Origin of the sequence: Colwellia sp. D2M02, from assembly GCF_018860755.1 — a bacterium.
GTDB classification, from domain to species: Bacteria; Pseudomonadota; Gammaproteobacteria; order Enterobacterales; family Alteromonadaceae; genus Colwellia; species Colwellia asteriadis.
This window is the reverse complement of the sequence record NZ_JAHKPW010000038.1, coordinates 1-9,275: the sequence shown is the minus strand read 5'-3', so window position 1 is coordinate 9,275 and position 9,275 is coordinate 1. Positions and strand designations below refer to the sequence as shown.

Genomic DNA, 9,275 nt, shown 5'->3' with positions numbered 1-9,275 from the left:
AGAAAAATAATTTTTGCTGATATTTCAATTTGTTAAATGTCTCTTGAACCGAGTTCAGGTTAAATAGTTAATCCAAAGCAAAGTGGGAAAGTTAAACAATAAGCTTGTTATTTAGCTTTTTACTTTGCTTTGGGTACTTAAAATGAGTTTAGACATTTAAAAGTCGGTAAAGCTCCAAGCAATAAAGCGACTGATTTTTTGCCCTTGTGTCATATTAATAACTTTATAGTGTGCAACATTCGCTTTTTTCAAACTGAGTTTAAGCAAAGACAAATTATCTTTTTTAGAAACTAAGCAAGTAAACCATAATACTTGCGCTTTAAAGTGTTTGCTCTCATTGATCATTCTACGAATAAAAGCTAACTCACCACCATCACACCAAAGCTCAGCCTTTTGGCCGCCAAAGTTTAACGCTGAAGTATTTTTAGCAATAGTATTAGCGTTATTATTATTTTTTTGTTTGTTTTTTGCTAATTTCTGCCACTTCTTTACAGAGCCTTCACTTGCTTGAGCAAGTGACTTATGAAAGGGAGGGTTGCATAGCGTGACATGATAAAACTCATTGGCTTGAATAATATTGGTAAATATTTTTGAGCTGTCAGATTGTAAGCGACAATCTATATTATTCATTAAATTGCTATTTTCAGCTAAGTTATTATTGGCTTGTTCAATAGAGCGTGGGTCAATATCAGAGGCTGTAAATTGCCAATCATAAACACGCTGCCCTAAAATGGGGTAAATACAGCTAGCGCCAGTGCCAATATCTAATGCCTTTATCGGTGTGTTTTTATTAAGAACATTAGCGGGAACTTTTGCTATTAAGTCATGTAAGTAATGAAGATAATCAACCCGGCCTGGAATTGGCGGACATAAATATCCGAAAGGAATATCCCAAGCGTTAATTTGGTAGTGATGTTTTAATAAAGCCAAGTTAAGTGCTTTTACCGAATTACTGTCACTAAAATCAATAGTATCTTGATTGTTATAAGGATTTTTAATTATTAACTTAGCTAGCGGTGAGTGCGATTTAACTAATGCGCTAAAATTGTAGCCGTTTTTATGTAGATTATTTTTATGCACTATAATGCTTACTTATTTTCACTAGGTTTAGTGCCAATTTTGAACAAGCCGTTACTCGTAAACTGCACAACTTGCTGACGCTTTTTGCCTAATAAAATGGAGCCGTCATCCATAAAAAGAAAGTTTTTCCAGCAGCGCTTGAATACCTGCCATGTAGTTTCAATTACATTGTCTCGAGCAGAGCAATAATAAACAACCGTATTACCATCCCAGTTTAAATATTGTTCAATTAGTTCAGGTAATGCAGGGTTATCACTATCCCAAACGCTTTCCCATTTACCTTGCTCAACCCAGTTGCCTTGATCAAAAGGCCAGTCACCTTTTTTAAAAAAGTCAGGGTGATCCGCTTGGCGACTAATAAAGGTATCCCAAAGTATATTGGCCCGTTCAGACACCATTGGCTTTATTTTAGGGAAGTCTTTTTCAATGATAGGTAAGCTCTTGTGTTTAAAAATCCAAGCATTTTTTAATTGTTCAACAGGGAAATAATTCATATTGTTGTTTTATTGGAACATTACGGGGGTATAGTCTAATTATACCCAGCAAACAGGAAATTAAAAAGCTGAGTTTACAGCTGAAGCCTTTTAAGGGAGATTAGTGCTACATAAAGTAACATTTTTGTTGAAAATGGCATGACATAATATTTATATCGATAATGGCTTCATTATCATTATAAATAACGCGTTGATTTATTAGCGCTTGAATGAATAACTATTACCTGAGAAAACTATGATTCGTACTATTTTTAATACCACATTAGCTAAAAAATCATTACTAAGCGCAGCATTATCATTGGCGTTAGTAACAACCACTAACGCAGAGCAGTTTACTTTTGAGCAAGATAAAAGCACTAAATCAGCGACTACCTTAGTTGTGTTTCAAGCAAAAGAGCAGCCATCGAGCGATTTGAAACACTTAATTAATGCCTCTGAGCAGCAGATTTCTAACGTGTTAAAAGTTGCTAAATTTACGGGTGAAAAAGATCAATTAGTTGAAGTGATAGCTCCTCATGGTATTGATGCAGAGCGCGTTATTATTATCGGTTTAGGTGATATGAAAAACTTACATGCGGGCGCAGTTAATAATATTGGCGCTAGTGTCGCCGCTAAGTTAGCAAAAATGGACGCAGAAAATATCTCAATATTAACTCAAGGGGTTAGTGACGATACCAGTAATGCTAGCTTTGCGGCACATTTAGCACATGGTATTAACTTACGTTCTTATCAATTTGATAAATATTTATCGAAGAAAAAGCCGGCAGAAAAACACTATCACTTATCGGTAATAGATGAGCAAAAAGCACAAATAACTTACCAAGGGCTAAGTGCTATTGAAGCTGGCGTTTTTCTAGCACGTGATCTAACCTCTGAAACTCCTACCGAAATGACGCCTGTTGATTTTGCAAATGCGGCGAAAAGCTTAACTAAACTAGGAGTTAAAGTAACCGTGCTTGAACCTAAAGAGATTGAGGCTTTGGGTATGGGCGCATTACACGCGGTTGGTCGAGGCTCGCTTGAAGGCTCTCGATTAGTTGTTGCCCATTGGCAAGGAAGCGATGAAACACCTATCGCGTTAGTCGGTAAAGGTATTACGTTCGACTCAGGTGGTTATAATATTAAAGCGGGCAGCTCTATTTCTCGTATGAAATCAGATATGGCAGGTGCTGCAGCAGTATTAGGCACGGTTAAAGCAATGGCATTACAAAAAGCTAAAGTTAATGTGGTTGCCGTTATGCCAATGGCAGCAAATATGGTCTCAGAAACATCCTTCGCACCGGGAGACGTATTAACAACGGCTGAGGGATTATCGGTTGAAGTACTCAATACTGATGCTGAAGGGCGCTTAATTCTTGCTGACGGTATGTGGTATGCGCGCGATAAATACAAAGTTAACACTATGATTGATGTTGCTACTTTAACGGGCTCAAAAGTACGTGCGTTAGGCGATCGTTACAGTGCTATTTTTACCGATGATGAACAGCTATTAACCCAGTTAACGGTATCGGGTAAAACCGTTGAAGAGCAAGTGTGGCGTTTACCTTTAGCGTATAAAGATATGCTTAAAACACCGATAGCCGATTTGAAAAATATTGGTACCTCTGGGCCGGGTGCATCAACAGCTGCAGTATTTTTACAGCACTTTGCCGGTGATACAACATGGGCGCACTTAGATATTGCGGGTAATGCATTAGCAGCAAAAGATAAAGATGTAATGCCTGCTGGTGGTACTGGCTACGGCGTACGCTTATTGAGTAACTGGTTATTAACGACACAAGTAAAGTAGTTAAAAAACTTAGTTTATTGTGTTGAAAAAATGGCTGATTTTCAGCCATTTTTTATGTGGGCCTATTCCATTTTATTTATGAATGTTTTCTTTTTGACTTTAGCAAGCCGATAAGCATCAAACATAGCAAATAGCCAAATGAATAATAAGGCATAACCTAACCAGTTATACTGTGGTGGTTGCATAGCTAATTGTGTAGTAACGGCTTGAGAAATAGCCTCAATCGTTAGCGCAATTTCGCCATTAGTTATTTGTAAGGCTACTTTTTCGCTGATACGATTTAAGGTACTGAATAAGTTATATAAAAGAAAGGTAAACGAGCTAATAAAACTCAAACCGATAAAGTATTTTTTTAAAAATATATGCCCAGAGCCAGGATACAGTAATGCTGACAATAATACGGCTTTGTGTTCTAGTTTCATCAAAGACCTTAAATAATTTTCAGGTAAACAACTTAGATAAATACACGATAGCTTACATCAAGTAATGCTCAAAGATATAAGTCATAAAAATATGAAAATTTAAGGAAAGTAGAAAAGTAAAAAGCCACTTTAAAAGTGGCTTTTCAAATATGGTGCGCGGTAAGTGATTCGAACACTTGACAACTCGCAAGTCAGGCGAGGACTCTACCACTGAGCTAACCGCGCACAGTATAAAATTGTTAAGAGCCTTATAGGCTTTAACGAGCGCTATGTTAGCGCCTGTCTGATTAGCTTGCAAGCGGTTTTAATCGAAATAGCTTAAATGAGTGTTTAAGTGCTTATTTAATCTACATGAAGCGCAGTTAACACTCAAAATCTATCAAACTATCAAGTTGTTAGCTACCTAAAGCTTAGCTTCGCTATTATAGTTCAAATTCTGGCGAATTATTTTTTGTTGGTGGTAGTTCATCTTTATTTTGCTCAAGGCGTTGTTGAATAACGCGCAAACGCCACGCTAATAAGACTGCAGCAGCAGTTAAACCAATAATAAAGCCAATCCAAAAACCGTAAGGTCCCATTTTAGGAACTACCCAATCAGTAATGCCTAATACTAAACCAACACCAAGACCAATTAACCAATACGAAACGAAGGTAATATATAAAATTGACTTTGTATCTTTATAACCCCTTAAGGCGCCGGCCGAAACTACTTGAATAGTATCTGAGAATTGATAAATTGTTGCGAGTAACATTAAGCTAGCGGCAAGTTCTATTACAGGTAACTCGCGACTATAAATACCGGCTATTTGCTCTCTAAATACCACGGTTAAAATAGCGGTTACACAAGCGAGTAATAAACCAAGGATCACCGAATAAAAACTGTAATCTTTGGCTTGTTGGTAGTTTTTATTTCCGATGGCATAACCGACTTTAATGGTTGTTGCCATGGCAATACTCAATGGCACCATAAACACTAAACCTGTAAAGTTTAATGCGACTTGGTGACTTGCCACTACTTGTGAGCCAAAAGGTACTAAAATAATGGCAACAATAGCAAATAAACTTACTTCAAATAATAATGATAAAGCTATGGGAATACCGAGCGCGAGTATATTTTTGATATGGGTGAAATTAGGCCAATAAAAGCGCGTAAATAAGTTAGCCTGTTTTAATATGCTTGAGCGAAAGCAATAAATCAGCATGCTGATAAACATAGCCCAATAAACGATTGCGGTAGCAATACCACAACCTGCACCACCTAAAGCTGGAGCACCTAACTTGCCATAGATAAAAATATAATTGGCAGGAATATTTACCAATAACCCGATAATACTAATAATCATGGTCGGTTTTACATATGAAAGACCTTCCGCATAATTTCTTAATACTAAATACAAACAAAAGCCAGGAGCGCCCCAAACGATATAAGCTAAATAATCTAAAATTAGCGTTTCTAAATTACCTTCTAAGCTAAACATCGGTGAAAGTAGCGGTGTGGCAACGTAGTAAAGTGCAATAAGAGATATGCCTAAAGCTAATGATATCCAAGCGGTTTGATAGGTTTGCTCAGCAACTTCAGGGTACTTATTTGCACCAGCAAGTTGGGAAACAATCGCGGCTAATGCCATGATTAAACCATAAATGGTTAAAATCAGCGGTAACCAAATACTATTTGCCACCGCTACTGCGGCCAAGTCTTCAGCACTAACACGCCCAGCCATAACAATGTCAACAAAGCCCATTAAGTTCTGGATCAATTGTGCAATTAAAATAGGATAAGTGAGTTTGAGTATACTTTTACTGTGCGTAAAAAAGGCAGGTAAATTCATAGAGATCTTACATAATGGAAATAACGTGAAATATTACTGTACGTAATGATTTAATATTTTATGACTAATAACTTTATTGTATAAGTACATTATAATTAGCGCATCATAGATGAGATATACCTAGCAAACAAGCGCTAACTTGTGACTTAAGGAAGTTTATTTATACAGCATTTTTGAGTCGTTAAATTGATGTTAATCATCTGTGTCAATTGACAGTTGAATTTTTTTTCGGTATTCATCAATATGCAAATGGTAGTGAATTTCCATACAACAAGCTGGGCATTCATCATAGTAATCTTGATCGCCCGCTGAAGCATCAACAGTTGTATGTAGGTGATGACCACAATGAGGACAACAAATACGTTTTTCACTGAGTTGATTTTGCATGTTAACCTCCATATTCCAATTGAGTTTATAAGTATAGTTAGGTCATGCTTAATGGTAGTTTAATGCCATAATACGAGCGAGTAATGCTTTGGCTTGCTCAAGGTAAATATTACCAAAAAGGTTAGCGTGATTGAGAATATGATAAAAATTGTAAACTAGCTTTCTTTGCTCATAACCATCATCTAAAGGATATTCTGCTTCATAGCCATGGTAAAAATCGTTAGGAAAGTGTCCAAAAAGTTCAGTCATAGCGATATCGACTTCTCTATCACCATAATAACAAGCAGGGTCAAATAACATCGCCTGTTTATGTGTGAACCCTGTATTGCCTTGCCATAAATCGCCATGTACTAAACAAGGTGTTGCATGATAACAACGTAATATTTGATGGCAAACCTTGGCAATATGGTCAATATCGCCCAGTAGAATTGAACGCTCAGAGAGCAATTGTAATTGCCAAGCAATGCGTTGTTCAGCAAAAAATGAATGCCAATGGTTACTCCAGTGATTAGGTTGTATCGTGTCGCCAATAAAGTTATCGTGTTGCCAGCCAAATTGATTATGTTGTGTTTCATAATGCATTTGTGCAAGCTGCTGCCCTAATTGGTACCATAGTACAGGTTTAGCTTTGCTAAAATTAATGTAATCAAGTACTAGAAAGCTTTTATCTAAGGTGGTGCCTATTGAGGCAACATGGGGGCAGGCTATGTGGGTAAGCTTACTTATTTGCCTTAAAGAATAAGCTTCAGCTTGAAAGTTAACTAAACACTCTTTTTTATTCAGTTTAATAAAGTAACTACGTTGTCCATCACTTACTTTAAAAGATAAATTAAGCGGTTGTTCGTTACTGTCCAATAAAGTATTTGTTAACGAGCAAGCACTAACTGCCTGCTTTTCAACAATATGAAAGCGTTTACCTGTTTCAGTGCTAATGGCTTGTTCAATACTCTGCCACATAGACACCTCCAAAGCTTGTTTAACACCTTTTAGAGTATAGTCGCTTTCTGTCAGAGTGCCTTACCTGTGCGGTTATTCATCATCAATTTTTAAATATTTAATTTTTCCTTCAATACCATCCCATTGCTTTGCGTCTTTAGGTGGCTCCTTTACTTCAGTAATACGTGGCCAGTGTTGAGATAACTCCGCATTAAGTTCAATAAACTCTTTTTGATGTTCAGGTACTTCATCTTCTTGGAAAATAGCGCCAGCAGGGCACTCTACAGGGCACAAATCACAATCAATACAATCATTTGGATTTATAGCTAAAAAATTAGGGCCTTCATAAAATGCGTCGGCGGGACAAACGGCGACACAATCCGTGTATTTACATAAAATACAATTATCAGTAACTACAAAAGCCATGGTTTTTTCTCAAAAGCAAATTAAAGGTTTTACAAGGTTAGAGCGGTAGATCATACCTTTGTTTCTCACAATTTCAATCTCTTGTTTCTAAAATGCCTCGGGATAGGTAAAATAGCGAAAATTACTCCCGTCCCAGCTGGATTTCAAAAGAAATGATTCGTTTAACCAATATAAAACTAGCCCTTGACCATCAAGCGCACGAACTTCAACAAGCTATTTTAAATAAACTCTCAATTGATGAAGCGCAACTAGTTAACTTTTCTGTATTTAAACGCGGTTACGATGCCAGAAAAAAAAGTAATATCTTTTTAATTTACACTGTAGATGTTGATACCACTGAAAACGAACAGCTATTAGTGAAGTTTCAGCAAGATAACCAAGTCAAGGAAACGCCAGATATGGCGTATAAATTTGTTGGACAGGCTCCTGAAAATATAACCGAACGACCGGTTGTGATTGGTATGGGACCATGTGGTTTATTTGTTGGTTTAGTGTTAGCGCAAATGGGCTTTAAACCGATTATTTTAGAACGCGGTAAAGAAGTTAGAGAGCGAACTAAAGATACGTTCGGTTTTTGGCGTAAAAAAATATTAAATACTGAGTCAAATGTACAATTTGGCGAGGGCGGTGCAGGCACTTTTTCTGATGGGAAACTTTATAGTCAAGTAAAAGACCCTAAGCACTATAGCCGCAAAGTGTTACATGAATTTGTTGAAGCTGGCGCACCGGATGAAATTTTATATGTCAGTAAACCCCACATAGGTACGTTTAAATTAGTCACTATGGTTGAGCAAATGCGCGCAAAGATATTTGAACTTGGCGGTGAAGTTCGCTTTAGTGAGCGGGTAGAGAAAATTCACTTTGATGACAACACAAGTTCTGCAATATCTACAGAAGATGTTACTCCCGAATTATCAGGCTATCAGCAGAAACAAGTAACGGGTTTAACATTAGCTAGTGGCGAGGAAATAAAAACTCGTCATATTGCTTTAGCTATTGGTCATAGCGCACGTGATACCTTTAAAATGCTTTTTGATGAAGGTATTTTTATAAAAGCTAAACCTTTCTCGGTAGGGTTTAGAATTGAACATGAACAATCAGTTATTGACGATGCTCGTTTTGGTGAAAATGCTGGTAACGAAATCTTAGGGGCTGCAGATTATAAACTAGTACATCACTGTAGTAATGGTCGCTCAGTGTATAGTTTTTGTATGTGCCCTGGGGGGACTGTGGTTGCGGCAGCTTCTGAAGAAGGGCGTTTAGTGACTAATGGCATGAGCCAGTATTCACGCCATGAACGTAACGCCAATAGCGCTATTGTAGTTGGTATTGACCCGAGTGACTTTACTCAAGGGGAGTATGGCGCACAAACAGATTCAGTATTAGCAGGTATAGAATTTCAACGTAACTTAGAAGAAAAAGCCTTCCGTTTAGGAGGTGATAGCTACGATGCACCTGTGCAGTTAGTTGGTGATTTTCTTGCCAATAGAAAAAGTGGTGAGCACGGAAGTGTTGCGCCATCATATAAACCAGGTGTTACTTATTGTGATTTAAGTGAAGCGTTACCGCCTTATGCGGTGACTGCTATTAGAGAAGCATTACCAGCTTTTGAGCGAAAAATTAAAGGCTTTTCAATGAATGATGCCACACTAACAGCAGTAGAAACGCGAACTTCTTCGCCCATTCAAATAACGCGCGATAAAGAAACACTAGAAAGCCTTAATGCTAAGGGATTATATCCTGCAGGCGAGGGCGCAGGTTATGCTGGCGGTATTTTATCTGCAGGGATTGATGGCATTAAGGTGGCTGAAGCTATGGCGTTATCAATGTTAGCGAGTAAGTAAGCTACGAAGCAGGAAATGAAAAGGTAGCTCTTTATTGATACCTTTTCATTTTACTGTGAATTTATCCC

At 37.5% G+C, this 9,275-nt stretch carries 9 protein-coding genes and 1 tRNA gene; 2 read left to right on the top strand and 8 right to left on the bottom strand.

Annotated elements, in window-relative coordinates; all coding sequences use genetic code 11:
• Nucleotides 1-156 precede the first annotated feature (156 nt).
• Together rlmF and KO495_RS05960 are read right to left on the bottom strand one after the other, a co-directional pair.
• Entirely contained in the window at nt 157-1,080 is a 924-nt protein-coding gene (rlmF, locus tag KO495_RS05965) for a 23S rRNA (adenine(1618)-N(6))-methyltransferase RlmF (RefSeq protein WP_215979486.1), read from the bottom strand.
• A gap of 8 nt (nt 1,081-1,088) precedes the next feature.
• Nucleotides 1,089-1,574, bottom strand: a complete 486-nt coding sequence (locus KO495_RS05960) for a DUF2947 family protein (RefSeq protein WP_215979485.1) — start codon at nt 1,572-1,574, stop codon at nt 1,089-1,091.
• 235 nt (nt 1,575-1,809) lie between these two features.
• Here KO495_RS05960 and KO495_RS05955 point away from each other — a divergent pair, with 235 nt between their 5' ends.
• The gene (locus tag KO495_RS05955; RefSeq protein WP_215979484.1) at nt 1,810-3,363 is read left to right on the top strand and encodes a leucyl aminopeptidase; all 1,554 of its coding nucleotides are present in this window, start codon (nt 1,810-1,812) and stop codon (nt 3,361-3,363) included.
• A gap of 62 nt (nt 3,364-3,425) precedes the next feature.
• Here the strand turns inward: KO495_RS05955 and KO495_RS05950 are convergent, their stop codons facing one another.
• From KO495_RS05950 to fdxA, 6 genes are all read right to left on the bottom strand, one after another.
• Nucleotides 3,426-3,785: a hypothetical protein gene (locus KO495_RS05950; protein WP_215979483.1), complete on the bottom strand. Its 360-nt coding sequence runs from the start codon at nt 3,783-3,785 to the stop codon at nt 3,426-3,428.
• A 150-nt stretch (nt 3,786-3,935) separates the two neighbouring features.
• Nucleotides 3,936-4,010 (bottom strand) — tRNA-Val (locus KO495_RS05945).
• A 197-nt stretch (nt 4,011-4,207) separates the two neighbouring features.
• Nucleotides 4,208-5,614 (bottom strand): MATE family efflux transporter, encoded by a 1,407-nt coding sequence (locus tag KO495_RS05940; protein ID WP_215979482.1) that lies wholly within the window; start codon nt 5,612-5,614, stop codon nt 4,208-4,210.
• 192 nt (nt 5,615-5,806) lie between these two features.
• On the bottom strand, nt 5,807-6,001 hold the full coding sequence (locus tag KO495_RS05935; RefSeq protein WP_215979481.1) for a CPXCG motif-containing cysteine-rich protein: 195 nt from the start codon (nt 5,999-6,001) through the stop codon (nt 5,807-5,809).
• 48 nt (nt 6,002-6,049) lie between these two features.
• Complete coding sequence (locus KO495_RS05930) at nt 6,050-6,958, bottom strand: fructosamine kinase family protein (protein ID WP_215979480.1); 909 nt, start codon at nt 6,956-6,958, stop codon at nt 6,050-6,052.
• Nucleotides 6,959-7,030: 72 nt separating this feature from the next.
• Entirely contained in the window at nt 7,031-7,363 is a 333-nt protein-coding gene (gene fdxA, locus KO495_RS05925) for a ferredoxin FdxA (protein ID WP_215979479.1), read from the bottom strand.
• 152 nt (nt 7,364-7,515) lie between these two features.
• Between fdxA and KO495_RS05920 the strand changes: the two genes are divergently transcribed.
• Nucleotides 7,516-9,207, top strand: coding sequence for an NAD(P)/FAD-dependent oxidoreductase (locus tag KO495_RS05920; RefSeq protein ID WP_215979478.1), 1,692 nt, complete (start codon nt 7,516-7,518; stop codon nt 9,205-9,207).
• The last annotated feature ends 68 nt before the right edge of the window (nt 9,208-9,275 follow it).

Excerpts from the sequence above, each read along its gene's own strand:
- KO495_RS05960 (WP_215979485.1), bottom strand. The coding sequence starts at position 1,574 with ATGAATTATTTCCCTGTTGAACAATTAAAAAATGCTTGGATTTTTAAA.
- KO495_RS05955 (WP_215979484.1), top strand. The coding sequence starts at position 1,810 with ATGATTCGTACTATTTTTAATACCACATTAGCTAAAAAATCATTACTA.
- KO495_RS05950 (WP_215979483.1), bottom strand. The coding sequence starts at position 3,785 with ATGAAACTAGAACACAAAGCCGTATTATTGTCAGCATTACTGTATCCT.
- KO495_RS05940 (WP_215979482.1), bottom strand. The coding sequence starts at position 5,614 with ATGAATTTACCTGCCTTTTTTACGCACAGTAAAAGTATACTCAAACTC.
- KO495_RS05935 (WP_215979481.1), bottom strand. The coding sequence starts at position 6,001 with ATGCAAAATCAACTCAGTGAAAAACGTATTTGTTGTCCTCATTGTGGT.
- KO495_RS05930 (WP_215979480.1), bottom strand. The coding sequence starts at position 6,958 with ATGTGGCAGAGTATTGAACAAGCCATTAGCACTGAAACAGGTAAACGC.
- fdxA (WP_215979479.1), bottom strand. The coding sequence starts at position 7,363 with ATGGCTTTTGTAGTTACTGATAATTGTATTTTATGTAAATACACGGAT.
- KO495_RS05920 (WP_215979478.1), top strand. The coding sequence starts at position 7,516 with ATGATTCGTTTAACCAATATAAAACTAGCCCTTGACCATCAAGCGCAC.